We start from the raw sequence: 19,772 nt of genomic DNA, 5'->3' as shown, positions 1-19,772 counted from the left end.
GCTAGCAACGCACATTCATCGAGTGCCGGGACGCGATTCGAAGGTCGCGTCCGTCAAGGTGGTGTAATTTCGGCTGTGGCCGTGGGCCATCGTCAGGCGGCTTTGGCGGTGATGTGTAGGGGCTGATTTTCCTCCTCGATCATGGGTTGGTTGAGTTCGGCCATGCCTTCGATCTGCATGTATCGGTGCTGGAGCTGCCACTCGTCGTTCTGCTCCATCAGCACAGCCCCGACGAGGCGGATGATGCTGTCTTCGTTCGGGAAGATTCCGACGACGTCGGCGCGGCGCTTGACCTCCTTGTTGAGCCGCTCGAGCGGATTGGTTGAGTGTAACTTCGTGCGGTGCTGGGTGGGGAAGCCGGTGTAGGCGAGCACGTCGGTTTCGGCCTCGTCCATGCAGGCGCCGAGCTTGGGCCAACGGGTGCGCAACTGGTCGGCGACCTGTCGCCAGACCTGCGTTGCGCTTTTCTGATCGGGCTGCAGGAAGACCTGGCGGATCGCGGCGGCGACGACAGTGTTCTGGCCCTTGGGCACATAGGACAGGGCATTGCGCATGAAGTGCACCCGGCAGCGCTGCCAGGTGGCGCCCATGACGCGGGTGATCGCGCCCTTGAGGCCCTCGTGAGCATCGGAGATGACCAGCTTCACGCCGGTAAGACCGCGCCGAACAAGGTCCTTCAGGAAGTCGGACCAGAAGACCTCCGCTTCCGAGGGGCCGATATGCAGGCCGACGATCTCGCGCCGGCCCTCGGTGTTGACGGCCATGGCGATTATTGCGGCAACGCTGATGATCCGCCCGCCTTCGCGTACCTTGAGATAGGTGGCATCGAGCCAGAGATACGGCCATTCGCCGGTGAGCGGGCGTTTCAGAAAGGCATGGACGCGCTCGTCAATGTCCTTGCAAAGCTTGGAGACGGTGGACTTGGAGATGCCGGTCATGCCCATGGCCTGGACGAGTTCATCGACCCGCCGGGTGCTGACCCCGCCGATCCACGCTTCCTGGATCACCGCAACCAGCGCTTTCTCGACCATCTTGCGGGGCTCAAGGAAGCCCGGAAAATAGGACCCAGCACGCAGCTTGGGGATTTTCAGGTTCAGCGTGCCTACCCGGGTATCCAGCGAACGGTCGCGATAGCCGTTGCGCCAGGTCGCGCGCTCGCTGCTGCGTTCGTGGCGACCCGCGCCGATCAGGCCATCAACGTCGGCCTCCATGATCAGCTGCAGCACGTTCTCGGCGATGGTGCGCAAAAAATCCGGTTGGCCGCCCTTTGCAGCCAGCTCTTCGATCAGTAATCTGTCCTCGGTCATCGGGAACTCCTCTTCGTCACGGTTGAAGTGTGCAAACTCCACCATAACGATGAACCCGGTGGCCACCAGCGACGCCGCATTCCGGGGTGGGGCATGCCCCACCCCGGAATACACCATCGCCTACACCGGAAATTACACCACGAGCGCGGACGCTAACCGATTCGAATCCGCGATTCCGCGATGCAAGTCCAGTCGAGGGGTGCCAACCTTGGCACCAAACCTCTTCGCTGGGACAGCATGGGAAATTAATTTCGTCCGAAGAATCGGACGCCAGGAAACAACAAGAAACAATAGGAAACGACGGGACACGATAGAGGCAGTTGGCACCATTTTTGGCACTCTTGCGCGATTTTTTCGGATCGCCAATTCTACACCCAGGGGAACCCAACCGACGCCAGCCGATGGAGTAATTGCCATGCCCGTCTCCGAAAGGATCATCCGCCTACCGACCGTTCTCAATCGTACCGGACTGTCACGTTCCACCCTCTATCGTAAGATCGCCGAAGGCACCTTCCCGGCGCAGGTGCAGATCAGCGTCCATGGTGCGGGGTGGTGGGAGTCGGCCATCAATCGGTGGATAGCCGACCCGCCTGGCTACCGCGCCGAAAATGACAATCGGCCCATGGGCGATGGGCCGGTATGAAAAAGGACGCAGCGCCGCATTCGCGGCCGCTCACGGCCGCGAATGATAACGCTTCCGCACTTGCTCCTGCCGCCGTTGACGCGGCCTTGACGCGCATCGCAGAGGCGATCGGGCGGCACATCGCACGCGAGCATGTTCGCGCGCGGAAAGCCGCCAACGACAATGATCTTCCGTAAATATGCGAAGGCCCGCGAGCGTTGACCCTAAGGGCATGGCGCGCGAGACTGTCATAGTGGGGCAAGCGGGCCGGTGTCCGCTTGCCTCGACTCCAAAGGAAGATGTCATGATCCGCGCCGCGCTCTATGGCCGCTATTCCTCCGATCAACAAAGTTCGGCGTCGATCGCAGACCAGCAGCGCATCTGCCGCGAACGCGCAGCGCGCGAAGGGTGGCAGATCGAAGCCGTCTATGAGGATGCCGCGATCTCGGGGGCGAGCATGATCCTGCGTCCCGGCATCCAGCGGCTGCTCGCCGACGCGCAGGCGGGCAAGTTCGATATCGTCCTCGCCGAGGCGCTCGACCGCGTGTCGCGTGATCAGGCCGATGTGGCGACACTGTTCAAGCATTTGCAGTTTGCGCGGGTGCCGCTGTTCACGCTCGCTGAAGGCGAGATCAGTGAGCTTCATGTGGGGCTCAAGGGCACGATGAACGCGCTGTTCCTCAAAGACCTTGCGAAGAAAACGCATCGCGGTCTGCGCGGGCGCGTCGAGAAGGGCTTCTCGGCGGGAGCGGTCGGCTATGGCTATCGCATGATCCGCCGCCTTTCGAGCGAAGGCGAGCTGGTGCGCGGCGAGCGCGAGATCGATCCCGCCGAAGCGCTGATTGTCGAGCGCATCTTCCGCGAGTTCGCGACCGGCAAGAGCCCGATCGCGATTGCTCGCGACCTCAATGCCGATGGCATATCGGGGCCAGCGGGCAAGGCGTGGCGCGATACCAGCATCCGCGGCGATATTCGCCGAGGGACCGGCATCCTCAACAACGAGCTTTATGTCGGTGTCCGTGTGTGGAACCACAAGCATTCGGTCAAAGACCCGAGCACCGGCAAGAGCGTGATGCGCCTTAACCCCGAAGTCGAATGGGTGCGGAACGCGGCTCCAGAGCTTCGCATCGTCAGCGACGACCTCTGGGCAGCAGTCAAGCGCCAGCAGGCGACGCTTGCCGCGCGTCATGCCGGGATCAAGGAAGCCGCACAGGCGCGCGCGCTGCATGGTGCTCGTCGGCCCGCCTATCTGCTCTCGGGACTCCTCGAATGCGGTGTCTGCGGCCGTGTCTATGCGATCGTCGTAGGAGACCGCTACGGCTGCGCAGGTCATCATCGCGGTCGTGCCTGCACCAACGGTCGGACGATCCGGCGCGAGGTATTGGAGCGAAGGGCGCTGGCAGGAATGACCGACCGGCTCGTGTCGGCGGACAAGATCGAGGCGGCTGTCGCAGCCTATACGGCGCACATCAACCGCGAGAACCGCGAGCGGCGGATTGAGGCCGATACCGATCGCCGCGCACTCGCGAAGATCGACAAGGCCGTCGCGGGGATCATGGCTGCGATCGAGGACGGGCTATACCAGCCCGCTATGAAGGCGCGCATGGCCGAACTGGAACGCGAAAAAGCCGAAATCACCGCGCGCCTTGCCGAGGCGCCGCAGGATGTTCCAGACATCCATCCCGGCATCGCCGAAATCTACAAGCGCAAGGTAGAACGGCTGACTGCAACACTTGCGGACCCTGAAACGCGGCTCGATGCTTCGTCCGACATTCGCTCGCTCGTTGGTAAGATCGTGCTGCATCCCGGCGCGAAGCGCGGCGAAATTCATGCTACCCTTCACGGGTCGTTGATGGGGATACTCGACTTCGCTAACGATAACCCGTCGCCCGGCGCCAGCCGAGTTATAACATCGGTGGCCTCGGGTTCGCGGGAATGACGAAATTGGGACTGGCGGCTCACCACCCCAAAAGCGGCGGTAGGGGCTTTATCTCCCCATTTCCGCCATCTACGGTCGCGCGATGCAGCGATACGCAACCATTCGACTGGCGGGCCCGGTTTTGGCCGTCCTCGCGCTCTCGGCGTGCGCCGGCGGCAATTTCCGCCCGGTGGCTGACGCACCTGTGCGGATCGGTCCGGCCTATACGATCCGCGGCACGACCTATGTCCCCGCCGCCGCTCCCGCCTATGACGCGGTCGGTTATGCCAGCTGGTACGGTAGCGAGTCGGGGAACAGCACCGCCAATGGCGAGCAATTTCGGCCCGGCTGGATCACCGCGGCGCATACCACGCTGCCCCTGCCGACCTATGTCGAGGTCACCGCGCTCGATACGGGGCGGCGGATCATCGTGCGGATCAATGATCGCGGGCCGTTCGCGCGCGGGCGGATCATCGACCTGTCGCGCGGCGCGGCGGAGGAACTGGGGATGAAGGCGCAGGGCCACGCGCCGGTCCGCGTGCGCCGCATCGAGCCGTCGGAGAAGGACCGCAAGCGGCTGCGCGAGGGCAAGGCCGCGGCGCGGATCTCCCCCGTGCCGGCGCAGGAATTGCAGCGGCTTCGCGCGCGGCTTCCGGCCAAAGGGCGATAGCGGGCGCATTGCCGCTTGCGCGAGGTGCGGCAAGGCGTCCAAAGCGCCGCCGAACCAAAAAGGGGGAGAGTAGCCCGTGGATCTGGCACCTTACCGGGCGCATCGGCGCATCCTGACCGCGAGCCTCGTCGGCACCGCGGTCGAATTTTACGATTTCTATATCTACGGCACCGCGGCGGCGCTGGTGTTCGGGCCGCTGTTCTTTCCGGAAAGTTCCGCATCGGCGCAGCTGATGTACAGCTTCATGACCTTTGGCCTCGCCTTTTTCGCCCGGCCTGTCGGGGCAATCGTGTTCGGCCATTATGGCGACCGGATTGGGCGCAAGTCGACGCTTGTCGCCTCACTGATGATGATGGGCGCCTCGACGCTCCTGATCGCCTTCCTACCCACCTATGCGATGGTCGGGTGGGTCGCGCCTTTGCTGCTCTGCATCCTGCGTTTCGGGCAGGGGTTCGGGCTCGGCGGCGAGTGGGGCGGGGCGGCGTTGCTCGCGGTCGAAAATGCGCCGCTGGGATGGAAATCGCGCTTTGGCATGTTCCCGCAGCTTGGGGCACCGGTCGGCTTTATCGCGGCGAACGGGTTGTTCCTGCTGCTCGGGCTTGGCCTAAGTGAATCCGATTTCGCGGCGTGGGGCTGGCGCATTCCGTTTCTGCTGTCGGCGGTGCTTGTCGGGCTTGGATTGTGGGTACGGCTCAAGATCGGCGAGACGCCGGATTTTGCCGCGGCGCGGGAAAAGGAGGCGCTGGCCCCGGTGCCGCTCGGCGAATTGTTCCGCCACCATCTGGTCGCGACGCTGGCCGGCACCTTTGCGGTCGTCGCCTGTTTTGCGATCTTCTACCTCGCGACCAGCTTTGCATTGGCGCATGGCACGACCACGCTCGGCTATCCCAAGGAGCAGTTCCTGCTGATCCAGCTTGGCGCGATCCTTTTCATGGCCATCGGGATCATCTTCGCGGGCTATTGGAGCGACGCGTCGAGCGCGCAGCGCGTGCTGAGCTGGGGATGCGGTGCGACGGTGCTGGTCGGTTTCCTGTTCGGGCCGGCGCTGGCGTCGGGAAGCTGGCTGGTCATCTTTCTGGGGCTTGCGACCGCGCTGTTCGTAATGGGGCTGGTCTATGGGCCGCTCGGCAGCTGGCTGACCGGATTATTCCCGGTTCGGGTGCGCTACACCGGCGCGTCGGTCGCGTTCAATGCAGGCGGTATTTTGGGCGGCGCGATGGCGCCGATCGTCGCGCAGGCGTTGGCCGAACGCGGCGGAACCGAAATGGTCGGATTTTACCTCGCGCTGGCCGGGATCGTCAGCTGGCTGGGATTACTGATGGTGCAGAAGGACGCGGCTAGGCGAGCCTGAGCAGCGTCAGCTTCGCCTTGCCGACCTTGCGCTCGGCGTCGATTTCGAAGCCCGCGATGTCGATGCTTTCCTTGTGCGCGGTCTCGATCGAGACCCAGCTGTCGGGGCCGATCCAGCCGAGGCGATTGAGCTTGTCGAGCGCAACGCTGCCCGCGCCGGTGTCATAAGGCGCATCGAGCATCAGCAGGTCGTAGGTGCGTTTGGCGGGGCCGAGGCCCATTACCGAGCCGGCACGGATATCGGCGCGCGCGGCGGCGTCGAGCGAGCCGAGATTTTTGCGCAGCACATCGAGTGCATCGCGGTCCTGTTCGGCGAACAGGCATTGTTCGGCGCCGCGCGACAGCGCTTCGATGCCGAGCGCCCCCGATCCGGCGAAGAGGTCGGCGACGACCAGCCCCTCGAAGCTGCCGACGCGGCTGGTGAGCATCGAAAAGAGCGTCTCGCGCGTGCGATCCGCAGTTGGACGCGTCGCGTCATTCTTGGGCGCGAGTAGCTTGCGGCCGCGCCATTCCCCCGCGATGACCCGCATCATCCCATCTGCCGGCGAAATTTAAACAATTCGTCGCGCGGCACGACGTCAACAGCGCCGAGCGGCATTCCGCCGAGCTCGAACGCGCCGTAGCGGGTACGGATCAGGCGGCTGACCTGCAGCCCGAAATGTTCGAGCACTTTGCGTACTTCGCGGTTCTTGCCCTCGGTCAGCGTCATTTCTACCCACTGGTTGCGGCCCGTGCGGCGTTCGAGATTGGCGTCGATCTTGCCATAGCGCACGCCGTCGATCTCGATCCCCATCGCCAGCTCCTCGAGCTGCGCCTGGCTGATGTCGCCGAAGGCGCGGGCGCGGTAGGTGCGCTCGACACCGCTTGCGGGTAGTTCGAGCTGGCGTTTGAATTCACCGTCATTGGTGAGCAGCAGAAGACCCTCGGTGTTATAATCGAGGCGGCCGACGGGCATCAGTCGCGGCAGATCCTTGGGCAACAGATCGTAAATCGTCTTGCGCCCCTTGGGATCGCGCGCCGCGGTGATGCAGCCCGCCGGTTTGTTGAACCGATAGAGGCGCGTCGACACGGGTTTGGCGACCGGGTTGCCGTCGACGGTCAGCCCTTCGAGCGAAGTCAGCAAAGGTGCAGGATGAACGACGACCTGGCCGTTGAGCGCGATGCGGCCCTCCTCGACCATGCGTTCGACATCGCGGCGCGACCCGACGCCGGCGCGCGCGAGCAGCTTGGCGATCCGTTGCGGGCCATCCTCGCGTTCGTCCTCGGCGGGTTTCGTCTTGAGCGCGGAAGCGGCGCCGCGCGCGGCGCGGCGACCTTTCGGGGCGTCGCCGTCACCAGCAGCTTTCGGGGCCGAGCGGGTAGCGGGGCGAGGTGGGCGGCGTGTGTTCATGGGAACAGATGCGACTTTCTTGTCGTTATTTGAGAAAATAGTGTTGCGTTGTGATCACGCTCATAGCCGGAAAAGACCCGCTTCGTCGATGGCAAGCAGAAGCGATCTTGCACGGCGCCGCGGAGCGAGTCATGGCCATGTTAAAGGGAGTCATGATGCTCTTCGCCCACCGCCCCACCTGCATCAAGCGGTTGCTGATCATCGAGGATGATCCGCTGACCGCGTTCGACAATGAGCACACGCTGAAACTCGGCGGGTACGACATCGTCGCGACGGTCGATTCGGGCGAGGCGGCAGTGGCGATCATGGCAGCAAAGCCGATCGACGCGGTGGTTCTTGACCTGGGCCTTGCAGGGCATATGACCGGCCGTGAAGTTGCCCGGCTGGCGCGCGACCGCGGTATCGCGGTTCTGCTGGTGACGGGACAATGCCCCGCCGACGCCGAGGACATCGCCATCGCCTGCCTCGGCAAGCCGCACAGCGCGTCGGCGCTGGTTTCGGCGCTGAAGGCGGTCGAGTCGATGACGTGCAAGAATCAGGCGCCGCGCAAGGTCAGCGGCCTCACGACCTTCTGGCGCCCCGCCGCCGCATGAGATGCGGCGGGCCGACCGCTCGCGCGCGGCGGGCAGCCAATTAGCCGCTTCCAATTTATCCCCAACGCGTTAGGCCATTTGTGACATGGGCCATGGCCGAACGGTCGCTGCTGAGGGGGAATATCATGTCGACAAATGCGGCGATGCCGGCACCGAAGGGCTGGCGCGACAGTTTGCGCCCCTATCTCGAGCCCGCGCCGCTCGCCGCGCTGTTCCTCGGCATATCGTCGGGGTTTCCCTTCGCGATGATCGGCGCGACGCTGACGACGCGGCTCGCGCAGGACGGGATCGAAAAATCGTCGGTGACGGCCTTTGCGCTGACCTTTCTCGCCTATAATCTGAAATGGGCCTGGGCCCCGGCGATCGACCGCTTTCGTATCCCCATTCTCGGCCACATCGGCCAGCGGCGGTCTTGGCTGATCCTCGTCGGTGCACTGGTGTTCGTCGCGGTATCGGTGCTGGGCAACCTCGACCCCAAGGCGTCGCTCGCGGTCGTGGCCTTGGCCGCGATCGCGGTCGGGCTGGCCGGGGCGACCTATGACATCGTCATCGACGCCTATCGGATCGAACTGCTGTCGCCCGAGCAATTGGGAACCGGGTCGGGCATGTCGCAATATGGCTGGCGCATCGGCGCGGCGGTGGCGGGCGCCTTGGCGCTAGTTGTCGCCGACCGCGCCGGGTGGGGCGCCGCCTATATGGTGTGCGGCGCGCTGGTCCTGCCCGCCATCATCACCGGGCTGGTGATGGGCGAGCCCGAACGCAAGATCGAGCGGCATTGGCCGGCATTCCTCTCGCGTAAATATTACGCGATCTTCATCCTGAGCTTCCCGATCGCCTTCCTCGTCGCGCGGCAGGTCGATCAATGGCTCGATGTCGATATCCTCACGCTGATGGTGCTCGTTGGCTATCTGTTCCCGCTGTTCGACCTCTCCGCCCGGCGCGCGCGCGATATCGGGTGGAGCGGGCAGGTGAACTGGATCATCGCGCTGCCCGCGCTCGCGCTCGTCGCCGTGCTGGCGACAGACTGGGCGACGATCGCCTCCTATGTTGGCGCGACGCTGCTGGGCGCCGTACTCGCCGTCGGCGCGATCGTCATCGCGGCGCTCTTCGCGATGCCAACCGGATCACGCGAAGGACAGGCGCCCGACAAGGGCGCGGTCGGGCCGCTCGCCGAGTTTTTCTCGCGCGAGGGGGCGATCCTGATCCTCTTCTTCCTGCTGCTCCACAAGATAGGCGACACGCTCGCCAACCTGACCTTCCGCCTGTTGTTCGAGGACCTGGGCTACACCAACGACGAGATTGCCTTTTACGACGTCGGCCTCGGCTTCTGGGCGCTGCTCGCCGGGGTGTTCGTCGGCGGCATCATCTATGCCCGGCTCGGGATGAAGCGGTCGGTGCTGCTCAGCCTTGTCCTGATGGCGATTTCCAATTTCAGCTTTGCGGGTCTTGCCGCTGCCGGGCACAGCAATTGGGGCATGGCGGGCGCGATCGGGTTCGAGAATTTCGCGAGCGGGATCGGCGGCGTCTGCGTCGTCGCCTATCTTTCGGCGCTGGCCGACCTGCGCTTTACCGCGACCCATTTTGCGCTTTTCTCTGCCGCGGCGAGCATCCTCGGGCGCTTCCTGACCGGGACCAGCGCGGGCAAGCTGATCGAAGCGTTCGGCTATGTCGATTTTTACCTGCTGACGACCGCGCTCGCGGTGCCGGGCATCCTGATCTTCTGGTGGATGATGCGATCCGGGCTGGTCGATCGTTCGATCGGAACCGCGGGCGAGGTCGAGATACCCGAGGCGTCGCCGCAGGCGGTCAGTCCGGAAACTGCCGGTTCGCGCTGAGAACTTCGCCGGCGAGATAGAGCGAGCCGGCAATCAGGACGATATCGCGTGCCGGATCGACGTCAAGGCTGCGAAGTGCGTGGGCAACCGACGCGGCGGCTTTTGCTCCCGTTCCGAATGCGGCGGCGCCATGATGATCGTGCCCCGCCACGGGAACGGCGGTCAGGCTGGCGAGATGAGCCGCCAAGGGCGCGATGATCGCAGCGGGGTCCTTGTTTGCGAGCATGCCCGTGATCAGGTGGATGCGCCGTGTCTCGCCCGCGAACTGGCGCGCGAGCGCGAGGCCCGCGTCGACATTGTGCGCACCGTCAAGCCAGATTTCCGTGTTGTCGGGAAGCAGGTCGGCGAGCGGACCAGTTTCGAGGCGCTGCATCCGGCCCGGCCAGAACGCGTCCGAGACGCCGCGCGCGATCGCATCGTCGCTCGGCTGCGAACCGGGTGCGAGGCGCAGCATGGCGATGGCAAGCCCGGCGTTGCGCATCTGGTGCGCGCCCGCCATGCGCGAGCGCAGCATCGGCGCGACTGATCCGAGCTTCGAGGTCCAGCGGAAGCCGTCGCCATCGGCGTCGATCGTCCAGCCGCCGCCTTCGGGAAAAAGCGTGGCACCGACCGAGTCGACCTTGGCGGCGATGATTTCCTGCACGAGCGGCGGATAGGCGAAGGTCGCCACCGGCGTATCGGGTTTGATGATCCCCGCCTTTTCCCATGCGATGCGCGTCGCCGGGTCGTTGGGCGTCCCGGCTTCGGGGGCGAGCAGGAAGGCTTCGTGATCGATGCCGAGCGATGCGATGCCGGCGACCGCGGGCGGCGGGATGATGTTCGTCGCGTCGAGGCGGCCGCCCAGCCCGACCTCGATGATGCAATCGTCGGCGGGGATGCGCGCGAAGGCGAGGAAGGCGGCGGCGGTGGTGACCTCGAAGAAACTCGCCTGCAGATCGGCGGCCTCGTCGAGCACTTCTTCGAGGAGGGCGGCGAGAAGCGCGTCGTCGATCAGCGTTCCGGCGAGACGGATGCGTTCGTTGAAGCGCACGAGGTGCGGGCTGGTGTAGCTGTGGACGCGGCGGCCCTGCGCTTCGAGAATCGCGCGGAGATAGGCGCAGGTCGATCCCTTGCCGTTGGTGCCCGCGACATGGAAGGTGCGCGGGAGCTGGTTTTGCGGATTGCCGAGGCGGGCGCAGAGCTCAGCGATGCGTTCAAGGCCGAGGATGTCGCGGCCCGGCGACAGCGCGGCGAGGCGATCGAGCTGCGCTTGGACCGCGGGGTCCGAAGAGTGGGCGTGGTCGGGCATATATCGTGCCTTGATCGAGAAAGTCGCTTAGGTCTTTCCATCTTCGTCATGCCGGACTTGATCCGGCATCCATCTGCACGGCCGTGGCTTGGACCCCGGATCAAGTCCGGGGTGACGAAGCAAGGATGTTTGGCCTGCGTAGCTTACGCCGCCTTCTCGGGCGCCAGATAACCGATCAGGCGGCCCAGCGTCTCCGGCAATTCCTTGCGATGCACGACCATGTCGATCATCCCGTGATCGAGGAGATATTCGGCGCGCTGGAACCCTTCGGGCAATTTCTCGCGGATCGTATTCTCGATCACGCGCTGGCCCGCGAAGCCGATCAGCGCCTTGGGTTCGCTGATCTGGATATCGCCGAGCATCGCATAGCTGGCGGTGACGCCCCCGGTCGTCGGATCGGTTAGCAGCACGATATAGGGCAGGCCGGCGCGGCGCAGGCGGGCCAGGGCCACCGTGGCGCGCGGCATCTGCATCAGCGACAGCGTGCCTTCCTGCATGCGCGCGCCGCCCGCGGCGGTGATCGCGATATAGGGGCAGCCGCGCTTGATCGCCTGTTCGACCCCGGCGACGAAGGCTTCGCCCACCGCAACCCCCATCGACCCGCCCATGAAGGCGAAATCCTGGACGCCGATCACGACGCCCTGGCCCGAGATACGGCCGAAGGCATTCTGATAGGCATCGCGGTCGCCCGTCTGCGCGCGCGCCGCCTTGATACGGTCGACATATTTTTTGGTGTCGCGGAATTTGAGCGGATCTTCGGGCGCCGGGGGCGCGGCGATCATCTCGTGCAGCCCGCCGTCGAACAGCTGCGCGAAACGCTCGGTGGCGCCGATGCGGTCGTGATGGTCGCAGCGCGGGCAGACGTTGAGATTGTCTTCCCATTCCTTGACGAACACCATCTGCTGGCACTGGCGGCATTTGTGCCAGAGATTGTCGGCGGTGTCGCGTTTCGCCCCGAAGGGCAGCGCGTTGCGAACGCGGTCGAGCCAGCTCATGCGGCGATCTCCTTTGCGCCGTGGATAGCATCGGCGAGTGAGCGGGTGAAAGCCTCGACATGCGACGCCGCGGCGTCACCATGCTCGGCGATGATGTCGATGAATGCCGATCCGACGACGACGCCATCGGCGACCTTGGCGATTTCGGCGGCCTGTTCGGGAGTGCGGATGCCGAAGCCGACCGCGATGGGCAGGTCGGTCGCGGCTTTCAGGCGCGCGACCGCTTCGTCGATGCTCGCTTGCGCGGCCTGTTGCTGGCCGGTGATCCCGGCGACCGAGACATAATAGAGGAAGCCACTCGCGCCTTCGAGGACGGCGGGTAGGCGCACCGTGTCGGTGGTCGGCGTGGCGAGGCGGATCAGGTCGACACCGGCGGCGCGCAGCGCGGGGCCGAGTTCGGGGTCTTCCTCGGCGGGAACATCGACGCAGATGACGCCATCGACGCCCGCCTTGGCGCATTCGGCCGCGAACCAGTCGCCGCCGCGGATCGTCATCGGATTGGCATAGCCCATCAGGACGAGCGGGGTGTCGGGGTGGCGCTGGCGGAAGGCGGCGGCGATGGCGAAGATGTCCGCCGTGGTCGTGCCCTTGGCGAGGCTGCGCAGGTTCGCTTGCTGGATCGCGGGGCCGTCGGCCATCGGATCGGTGAAGGGCATACCCAGCTCGATCACATCGGCGCCCCCCGCGACGAGCGCGTCAAGGTTCGCGGCGGTGTCGCCGTCGCCCGCGGTGATGAAGGCGACGAGGGCGGGGCGGGGTTTCGTGAAGGCGGCGGCGAAGCGGGTCATAGGTCATCCAACCCTTTCGGCAGCTTTGTGCCGCACCATGGACAATAGGAAATGATGATCGCGGATCCGGCGCTGGCGTTCTCGCCATCGCGAACGAACAGGCCATAAAAGCCGGATGCGTCGTTGAAATCGACGATGGCATCCGGGCAGTCTTTGCGATCTGCATGTTGGTCGCAAACGCTCTCGACATTCGAGCGCAGCATTTCGCAGCAATGACTCACAGTTCGACCCCGATCGCTTTCGCTACCGTGGCAATATCCTTGTCGCCGCGGCCCGAGCAGTTGACGATGATGATCTTGTCCTTGCCCAGCGTAGGCGCGATCTTCTCCGCCGCCGCGATCGCGTGCGCGCTTTCGAGCGCGGGGATGATGCCTTCGAGCTTCGTCAGCTTCTGGAAACTTGCCAGCGCCTCAGCGTCGGTGACGGGTTCGTAACGGACGCGGCCGATGTCGTGGAGCCAGCTATGCTCGGGGCCGATGCCCGGATAGTCGAGCCCCGCCGAGATGCTGTGCGCCTCGGTGATCTGGCCGTCTTCGTCCTGGAGCAGGTAGGTCTTGTTGCCGTGGAGGATGCCGGGCTTGCCGCCCGCAAGGCTCGCGGCATGCTTGCCGTCCAGGCCCTCGCCCGCGGCTTCGACGCCAACGATCTCGACGTCCGTGTCATCGAGGAAGGGGTGGAACAGGCCGATGGCGTTCGATCCGCCGCCGACGGGGGCGATCAGCATGTCGGGAAGGCGGCCTTCGGCTTTCAAAATCTGTTCGCGCGCTTCGTCGCCGATCACCGACTGGAAATCGCGCACGAGTTCGGGATAGGGGTGCGGCCCGGCGACGGTGCCGATGATGTAGAAAGTGTCGTGGACGTTCGCGACCCAGTGGCGCAGCGCCTCGTTCATCGCGTCCTTGAGCGTCTTGGCGCCGCTCTCGACCGCGACGACTTCGGCGCCGAGCAGCTTCATGCGGAACACGTTCGGCTGTTGGCGCGCAACATCGACCGCGCCCATGAAGATGGTGCAGGGCAGGCCGAAGAGCGCGGCGACGGTCGCGGTCGCGACGCCGTGCTGGCCGGCGCCGGTCTCGGCGATGATCTTGGTCTTGCCCATGCGTTTGGCGAGCAAGATCTGACCGATGCAATTGTTGATCTTGTGCGCGCCGGTGTGATTAAGATCCTCGCGCTTGAGATAGATTTTCGCGCCGCCGAGATGATCGGTCAGCCGCTCGGCGAACCACAGCGGGCTGGGACGGCCGACATAATGTTTGAGCAGATAGTCGAACTCGGCCTTGAACGCGGGGTCGGCCTGTGCCGCCCGATAATGGCGTTCAAGGTCGAGGATCAGCGGCATCAGAGTTTCGGCGACATAGCGGCCGCCGAACTGGCCAAAATGGCCGCGTTCGTCGGGGCCGGTGCGAAGGCTATTGGGAAGGGTCGCAGTCATCATCGTTTCCATCGGCAAAAGTGGGGCACACGCTTCGAGATAGTCTCAAGCGATCAGCGCCATCGTTTGCCGATAGCCGCAACAAAGATGAGCCGCGTCAACATGCGGCGACCGCTTTAAGGAAAGCGGCGACCTTGTCCACATCCTTGACGCCCGGCGCGCTTTCGACGCCCGACGAGACATCGACGAGCGGGGCGCCTGTTTCGGCGATGGCCTGCGCCACATTATCGGGGGTCAGCCCGCCCGCGATGCCCCAATCCATGCTGTGGCGATGGTTCTTGAGCAGCGACCAGTCGAAGCGCGTGCCGGTGCCGCCGGGGAGCGCGGCCGCCGGCGCGTCGAACAGGATGCGGTCGGCGATGCCGCGATATTTCTGCATCCGCTCCAGCGTGCCAGCATCCTTGATCCCCACAGCTTTCCAGATTTCGGCGGGAACGAGGCGCTTTACGACCGCCAGCCACTCAGGGGTCTCGCTGCCGTGAAATTGCACGATGTCGGGACGCACCGTACCGAGCGCATCGCCCGTCAGCTGTTGCGACGCGTTGACGAGGAGCAGCGCGACCTTCACGCGCGATCCGGCGCGTTTGCGCAGTTCGGCCGCAGTTTTGAGGTCGACGTGGCGCTGGCTCGGTTCGTAATGGACGAGGCCGATGTGCGTGGCGCCGAGGCGGATCGCGTCGTCGACGGCCTGGGGGGTGGTGAGACCACAGATTTTGACGAGTGGGGGCATGTTCATTTTATCCTGTCGTCATCCCGGCGAAGGCCGGAATCTCCACGGAGCGTCATGTCGGCACGTCGAGATCCCGGCCTTCGCCGGGATGACAGATGTGTTGGTTAAAGCGTCGCTTCGATCTCGCGCGCGGCGAGGTCGGGATCGGGGGACTGGCTGATCGGGCGGCCGACGACGAGGATCGAGGCGCCGTCGGCCATTGCCTGCGCCGGCGTGACGACGCGTTTCTGGTCGCCGATCTTGCCGTTCGCGGGGCGGACGCCGGGGACGACGAAATGGCCGCCCGGCCAGGCCTTGCGCGCCGCCTTCACTTCCTGCCCCGAGCAGACGATCCCGTCGAGCCCCGATTCGCGTGCGAGCGCGGCGAGGCGGACGACCTGGTCGTGCGGGCTGCCGCCGACGCCGATGTCTTCGAGATCGGGGGCGTCGAGGCTGGTCAGCACGGTCACCGCGACGACCTTTGTACCCGTGCCCGCCGCCGCCTTCGCCTCTTCGAGCATCGCGCGGCCGCCCACGGCGTGGACGGTCAGGATCGCGGGCTCGAGGGGGCGGAGTGCCTGAATGGCTTTCGCGACGGTATTGGGAATGTCGTGCAGTTTGAGGTCGAGGAAGATCGGCAGCCCGAGCTTCGCCATTTCATGCACACCGTGGTGGCCGTTGGCGCAGAAGAATTCGAGACCGAGCTTCAGCCCGCCGACATGGCGCCGCACCTTCTGCGCGAGCGTCAGCGCGGCGTCGAGGTGCGTCGTGTCGATGGCGAGATAAAGCGGCGAGGTCATGGCTTGTCCGTGGCGAAGAGATCGGTTGGGGCGGGGGGAATGTCGTTGACGGGTGCCGTGGGAGTCACCTCGACGGGGCGATTGGCGAGCGCACGCAGGTCGGCCGCCTGCCGTTCGCTGGCATCGAGGCGGCGCTTCATCGACCAGCGCGTCGTGCGCAGCGCGATCCACATCGGCACGCTGCCGATCAGAAATGCGGCGAGGATCACGACGGGGAGCTTGGTTTCCGCCTCCCAGCCCGGCCAGATGGTGACCGTTACGACCCGCCAGTTCGCCATCGCAAAGATGACCAGCACGGCGGTCAGCAAAACCCAGATGATCGTTCGCAGGATTCCCACTCGTCTTGCTCCTCTGTCGGTCGGACCTGACCCTATGACAGATTGCCGCACGATTCCAGTCCGGGACTATGCCGCCCCGAACACCCGGTCGAAGATCGTGTCGACATGCTTCAGATGATAGCCGAGATCGAACAATGCGGTCAGTTCGTCGGCCGACAGCTTCGCGGTCACGTCGGCGTCGCCCTTGAGCAGTTCGAGCAGCGAGAGCTGTCCGTCCGATTCCCACACCTTCATCGCGTTGCGCTGAACGAGCACATAGCTTTCCTCGCGGCTTGCGCCCGCCTGCGTCAGCGCGAGCAGCACGCGCTGCGAATGGACGAGGCCGCCCATCCGGTCGAGATTCTTCTGCATCCGTTCGGGATAGACCAGCAACTTGTCGACGACGCCGGTCAGGCGTCCGAGCGCGAAGTCGAGCGTGATCGTCGCATCGGGGCCGATAAAACGTTCGACCGACGAGTGGCTGATATCGCGTTCGTGCCACAGCGCGACATTTTCCATTGCGGGCGTCACCGCGCTGCGCACGACGCGCGCAAGGCCAGTGAGATTTTCGGTCAGGATCGGGTTGCGCTTGTGCGGCATTGCCGACGAGCCCTTTTGCCCCGGCGAGAAATATTCCTCGGCCTCAAGCACTTCGGTGCGCTGAAGGTGGCGAACCTCGACCGACAGGCGCTCGATCGACGAGGCGATGACGCCGAGCACGGCGAAGAACATTGCGTGGCGGTCGCGCGGGATGACCTGCGTCGAGACGGGTTCGATCGCGAGGCCGAGCTTGGCCGCGACATGCGCCTCGACGCGCGGATCGATATTGGCGAAGGTGCCGACGGCGCCCGAGATGGCGCAGGTCGCGATTTCGGCGCGCGCGGCCTGCAGACGGAGCTTGCAGCGCGAGAATTCGGCATAGGCTTCGGCGAGCTTGAGCCCGAAGGTCACAGGTTCGGCGTGGATGCCGTGGCTGCGGCCGATCGTCGGCGTGAGCTTATGTTCATAGGCGCGGCGCTTGATCGCTTCGAGCAGGGCATCGAGGTCGGCGAGCAATATGTCGGCCGCTTGGGCGAGTTGGACCGCGAGGCAGGTGTCGAGCACGTCGGAGCTGGTCATGCCCTGATGCATGAAGCGCGCTTCGTCGCCGACATTTTCGGCAACCCATGTGAGGAAGGCGATGACGTCATGCTTGGTGACTGCCTCGATCGCATCGATCGCGGCGACGTCGATGGCCGGGTTCGTGGCCCACCAGTCCCACAGCGCCTTGGCAGCCGATTTCGGCACGGTGCCCAGTTCGGCAAGGGCATCGGTCGCGTGCGCTTCGATCTCGAACCAGATGCGAAACCGATTCTCGGCCGACCAGATCGCGGTCATTTCCGGCCGTGCGTAACGCGGAACCATTGAATTTCCTTCCTTTTAGGGCGCTCTATCGCGGAATCCCTGCGGAACCGCGACGGGCCGCCCCCTAGCAGGGACGGGGCGTTTAGCCAAACTTGGAGCAAGCGCAACTTTGCGGAAAGACCGCGGGTTGCTCTCATGCCCCATCAGAAAGGCGACGGGTCGCAACAGCCCAAATGTCGCCGTTACAGGAGAATGATTGTGTTGAAACAAGTGCTTTTGATCGGCGCCGCGGCGATCAGTTTCCCCGCTCTGGCCCAGACGACTGCCCCGGCTGAAGAGTCGGCTCCCACGACGTCGCAGCCGGCGCCGACAGATACGACGGCGCCCGCGCCGGACAGCCAGCCGACCGACGACAAGAAGCCGATGGATGAAACGTCACCGACCGAGGACGCTACCCCGAGCGATACGCCGCCGGCGGCCGAGCCGACCCCGCCGGCCGACCAGCCGGCACCGGTTCCCGAGGAAAATCCCGAATCGGAACCGCAGTAATCCTAACTGACAGGAGAGAAATCATGTTGAAACAGATGCTTTTGATCGGCGCCGCCGCCGTCAGCTTTCCCGCCCTCGCGCAGACCACGCCACCCGCGTCGGATCCGGCGATGACGGAACCCGCTCCGGCTCCGGCACCCGATTCGGCCAACCCGGCGCCGACGCCCGACGCGTCTACCACGCCGCCGGCGTCAAGCCAGCCCGCACCGTCGGGTGCGGCGGCCGCTAGCCCGACGCAGATCGCCCAGATCGTCGAGCAGGAATTTCCGACCTATGACGGCGACAAGAATGGCGACCTCAACGAAGCCGAGTTCGGCGCATGGATGAAGAAGCTGCGTGCAGCAACCGACCCCAGTACCGACGTCGAATCGGCCGAGGTCAAGACCTGGATCGGACAGGCGTTCGCTTCGGCCGATGGCGACAAGTCGGGCGCGGTGAACAAGACCGAATTGACCGGTTTCCTGTCGCGCGGCGCCTAAACAGCAAACCCGCGCGGGGTGGTGCAGCCGTCGGAGCGATCCGGCGGCTGCATCGCCTTGAGGGCAGGCTAATTCGGTTGCTTCACCGCGACGATCCTCAATCGATGTTCGACACCGCCCCGATCGGGCCAGGTGATCGTCTGACCGACGCTGAGGCCGATCAGTCCGGCGCCGACCGGGGTCAGGATCGACATCCGCCCGGCGGAAATGTCGGCCTCGGCGGGATAGACGAGGCGCACCGTCCGCTCGGCGCCAGTCTTTTCGTCGACGAACGTGACGCGTGATCCCATCGTAACGACGTCGGGCGGAATATCGGTGCGGCCGCAAATCGAGGCGCGATCGATTTCATCGAGCAGCAATTCATAGAAATGGATCGAATCGCGTTGCTGTTGCAGCGTCAGTTCGGTCAGCACATCGGCCTCGCTGTCGATCATGCGGATATGGGGCATCGCGGCCCCGCTTTTTGTCTTGGTCATGGCGCGGACTTTCCGGCTGGCGCGCAGCTTTTCGCCACGCGCGGCAATGTCTGAACGGAAGGTGCCCCGGGTTCGGGGCAATCGCGCCGGAACCCGGGGCTAAATGCCCGCGAGAAGTTGTCCCCCGTCATGACGGAAGCGGAGAAGGCTGCGCCGAATCTGCATGAGCGGCACGATGTCGGACTGTCGTTCGGAAGTCAAACTGGCGACCGTCAGAGAAGGCCCATCGCGCGAAAACTCCGATAATCGCTGCCGCCGATGATGATATGGTCGTGGAGTTGGATTCCCAGCTTGGCCGCGGCGTCGGCGATGTCGCGGGTGATCGCAACATCCTGCCGGCTCGGTTCGGGGCTGCCGCTGGGGTGGTTGTGGACGAGGATGATCGCCGAAGCACCGAGTTCAAGCGCGCGCTTGATCACTTCGCGGACATAGATCGCCGACTGGTCGATCGAACCTTCGCTCGCGAGTTCGTCGCGAATCAGCATATTGCGCGAGTTGAGATAGAGGACGCGGACTCGTTCGATGTCGATCGGCCCCATGTCGGCGCGCAGCCAGTCGAGCAGCGCGTCCCAGCTGGAGAGCAGGGGCTTGTCGCGAAACTCGCCCTTGAGCAGGCGAAGACTGGTGGCCTGGACGATTTTCAGCGCGGCGATGCCGGTATCGCCAAGGCCGTCGACCCGTCGCAGCGATTCTGGGTCGGCGCTGACAAGCTGCGCCAGCGAACCGAATTCGCGCAGCAGCGCCTTCGCGAGCGGCTTGGTATCGCGGCGGGGAATCGCGAGGGTCAGCAGATATTCGACCAGCTCATAATCGGCGAGGCCCTCGGCGTCGTCGAGCAGGCGGGCGCGCAGCCGTGCGCGATGCCCAAGATGATCCGGCGTATCCCTGTCCCCCATGACGCGGCAATAAC

At 64.9% G+C, this 19,772-nt stretch carries 22 protein-coding genes; 8 read left to right on the top strand and 14 right to left on the bottom strand.

Annotated features, from left to right (window positions below):
• Window positions 1–92 precede the first annotated feature (92 nt).
• Window positions 93–1,307 (bottom strand): IS256-like element ISSpma2 family transposase, encoded by a 1,215-nt coding sequence (locus tag SKP52_RS09835; RefSeq protein ID WP_006954973.1) that lies wholly within the window; start codon window positions 1,305–1,307, stop codon window positions 93–95.
• A 415-nt stretch (window positions 1,308–1,722) separates the two neighbouring features.
• Between SKP52_RS09835 and SKP52_RS09830 the strand changes: the two genes are divergently transcribed.
• The 4 genes from SKP52_RS09830 (at window position 1,723) to SKP52_RS09810 (ending at window position 5,868) form a co-directional block, all read left to right on the top strand.
• Complete coding sequence (locus SKP52_RS09830; RefSeq protein ID WP_039574441.1) at window positions 1,723–1,950, top strand: helix-turn-helix transcriptional regulator; 228 nt, start codon at window positions 1,723–1,725, stop codon at window positions 1,948–1,950.
• Between the two features lie 283 nt (window positions 1,951–2,233).
• Window positions 2,234–3,868 (top strand): recombinase family protein, encoded by a 1,635-nt coding sequence (locus SKP52_RS09820; RefSeq protein ID WP_039574435.1) that lies wholly within the window; start codon window positions 2,234–2,236, stop codon window positions 3,866–3,868.
• An 82-nt stretch (window positions 3,869–3,950) separates the two neighbouring features.
• Entirely contained in the window at window positions 3,951–4,517 is a 567-nt protein-coding gene (locus SKP52_RS09815; RefSeq protein WP_039574433.1) for a septal ring lytic transglycosylase RlpA family protein, read from the top strand.
• Window positions 4,518–4,599: 82 nt separating this feature from the next.
• Entirely contained in the window at window positions 4,600–5,868 is a 1,269-nt protein-coding gene (locus SKP52_RS09810) for an MFS transporter (RefSeq protein WP_039580539.1), read from the top strand.
• Here the strand turns inward: SKP52_RS09810 and rsmD are convergent.
• A complete protein-coding gene (gene rsmD / locus SKP52_RS09805) occupies window positions 5,855–6,397 on the bottom strand; it encodes a 16S rRNA (guanine(966)-N(2))-methyltransferase RsmD (protein WP_039580537.1) in 543 nt (180 codons plus the stop codon). The two genes, SKP52_RS09810 and rsmD, sit on opposite strands and share 14 nt — an antisense overlap.
• Entirely contained in the window at window positions 6,397–7,257 is an 861-nt protein-coding gene (locus tag SKP52_RS09800) for a pseudouridine synthase (protein WP_039574431.1), read from the bottom strand. Before SKP52_RS09800 ends, rsmD begins: the two co-directional genes overlap by 1 nt.
• A gap of 152 nt (window positions 7,258–7,409) precedes the next feature.
• Here SKP52_RS09800 and SKP52_RS09795 point away from each other — a divergent pair, with 152 nt between their 5' ends.
• Window positions 7,410–7,850: a response regulator gene (locus tag SKP52_RS09795; RefSeq protein WP_228383881.1), complete on the top strand. Its 441-nt coding sequence runs from the start codon at window positions 7,410–7,412 to the stop codon at window positions 7,848–7,850.
• A gap of 125 nt (window positions 7,851–7,975) precedes the next feature.
• Window positions 7,976–9,685: an AmpG family muropeptide MFS transporter gene (locus SKP52_RS25235; protein ID WP_148309071.1), complete on the top strand. Its 1,710-nt coding sequence runs from the start codon at window positions 7,976–7,978 to the stop codon at window positions 9,683–9,685.
• Here SKP52_RS25235 and SKP52_RS09780 read toward each other — a convergent pair.
• From SKP52_RS09780 to purB, 9 genes are all read right to left on the bottom strand, one after another.
• On the bottom strand, window positions 9,657–10,973 hold the full coding sequence (locus SKP52_RS09780; protein WP_039574428.1) for a bifunctional folylpolyglutamate synthase/dihydrofolate synthase: 1,317 nt from the start codon (window positions 10,971–10,973) through the stop codon (window positions 9,657–9,659). The genes SKP52_RS25235 and SKP52_RS09780 overlap by 29 nt on opposite strands.
• Window positions 10,974–11,116: 143 nt before the next feature.
• Window positions 11,117–11,968: an acetyl-CoA carboxylase, carboxyltransferase subunit beta gene (accD, locus tag SKP52_RS09775; protein ID WP_039574425.1), complete on the bottom strand. Its 852-nt coding sequence runs from the start codon at window positions 11,966–11,968 to the stop codon at window positions 11,117–11,119.
• Window positions 11,965–12,756, bottom strand: coding sequence for a tryptophan synthase subunit alpha (trpA, locus tag SKP52_RS09770; RefSeq protein WP_039574422.1), 792 nt, complete (start codon window positions 12,754–12,756; stop codon window positions 11,965–11,967). The genes accD and trpA overlap by 4 nt, the downstream gene beginning before the upstream one ends.
• Entirely contained in the window at window positions 12,753–12,959 is a 207-nt protein-coding gene (locus SKP52_RS09765; protein ID WP_039574419.1) for a DUF6980 family protein, read from the bottom strand. Before SKP52_RS09765 ends, trpA begins: the two co-directional genes overlap by 4 nt.
• 14 nt (window positions 12,960–12,973) lie before the next feature.
• On the bottom strand, window positions 12,974–14,191 hold the full coding sequence (gene trpB, locus SKP52_RS09760; RefSeq protein ID WP_407695089.1) for a tryptophan synthase subunit beta: 1,218 nt from the start codon (window positions 14,189–14,191) through the stop codon (window positions 12,974–12,976).
• A gap of 94 nt (window positions 14,192–14,285) precedes the next feature.
• On the bottom strand, window positions 14,286–14,918 hold the full coding sequence (locus SKP52_RS09755; RefSeq protein WP_039580525.1) for a phosphoribosylanthranilate isomerase: 633 nt from the start codon (window positions 14,916–14,918) through the stop codon (window positions 14,286–14,288).
• A 104-nt stretch (window positions 14,919–15,022) separates the two neighbouring features.
• Window positions 15,023–15,697: an orotidine-5'-phosphate decarboxylase gene (pyrF, locus tag SKP52_RS09750; RefSeq protein ID WP_039574418.1), complete on the bottom strand. Its 675-nt coding sequence runs from the start codon at window positions 15,695–15,697 to the stop codon at window positions 15,023–15,025.
• Window positions 15,694–16,035 carry a lipopolysaccharide assembly protein LapA domain-containing protein gene (locus SKP52_RS09745; protein ID WP_039574416.1) on the bottom strand — a complete coding sequence of 114 codons (342 nt, stop codon included), beginning with the start codon at window positions 16,033–16,035 and terminating at the stop codon, window positions 15,694–15,696. The genes pyrF and SKP52_RS09745 overlap by 4 nt, the downstream gene beginning before the upstream one ends.
• 66 nt (window positions 16,036–16,101) lie before the next feature.
• Window positions 16,102–17,418 (bottom strand): adenylosuccinate lyase, encoded by a 1,317-nt coding sequence (gene purB, locus SKP52_RS09740; protein WP_039574413.1) that lies wholly within the window; start codon window positions 17,416–17,418, stop codon window positions 16,102–16,104.
• A 198-nt stretch (window positions 17,419–17,616) separates the two neighbouring features.
• Between purB and SKP52_RS26055 the strand changes: the two genes are divergently transcribed.
• Together SKP52_RS26055 and SKP52_RS09730 are read left to right on the top strand one after the other, a co-directional pair.
• Entirely contained in the window at window positions 17,617–17,907 is a 291-nt protein-coding gene (locus tag SKP52_RS26055) for a hypothetical protein (protein ID WP_148309070.1), read from the top strand.
• A 23-nt stretch (window positions 17,908–17,930) separates the two neighbouring features.
• On the top strand, window positions 17,931–18,386 hold the full coding sequence (locus SKP52_RS09730) for an EF-hand domain-containing protein (RefSeq protein ID WP_039574412.1): 456 nt from the start codon (window positions 17,931–17,933) through the stop codon (window positions 18,384–18,386).
• 68 nt (window positions 18,387–18,454) lie between these two features.
• Here the strand turns inward: SKP52_RS09730 and rnk are convergent, their stop codons facing one another.
• Together rnk and radC are read right to left on the bottom strand one after the other, a co-directional pair.
• The gene (rnk, locus tag SKP52_RS09725) at window positions 18,455–18,862 is read right to left on the bottom strand and encodes a nucleoside diphosphate kinase regulator (protein WP_039580521.1); all 408 of its coding nucleotides are present in this window, start codon (window positions 18,860–18,862) and stop codon (window positions 18,455–18,457) included.
• A gap of 212 nt (window positions 18,863–19,074) precedes the next feature.
• The gene (gene radC / locus SKP52_RS09720; protein WP_039574411.1) at window positions 19,075–19,758 is read right to left on the bottom strand and encodes a RadC family protein; all 684 of its coding nucleotides are present in this window, start codon (window positions 19,756–19,758) and stop codon (window positions 19,075–19,077) included.
• Window positions 19,759–19,772: the final 14 nt, after the last annotated feature.

It is taken from the genome of Sphingopyxis fribergensis (assembly GCF_000803645.1).
In the GTDB taxonomy this organism is placed as follows: domain Bacteria; phylum Pseudomonadota; class Alphaproteobacteria; order Sphingomonadales; family Sphingomonadaceae; genus Sphingopyxis; species Sphingopyxis fribergensis.
Note: the sequence above shows the minus strand (reverse complement) of the source record. Positions and strands in the feature narration are given on the sequence as shown.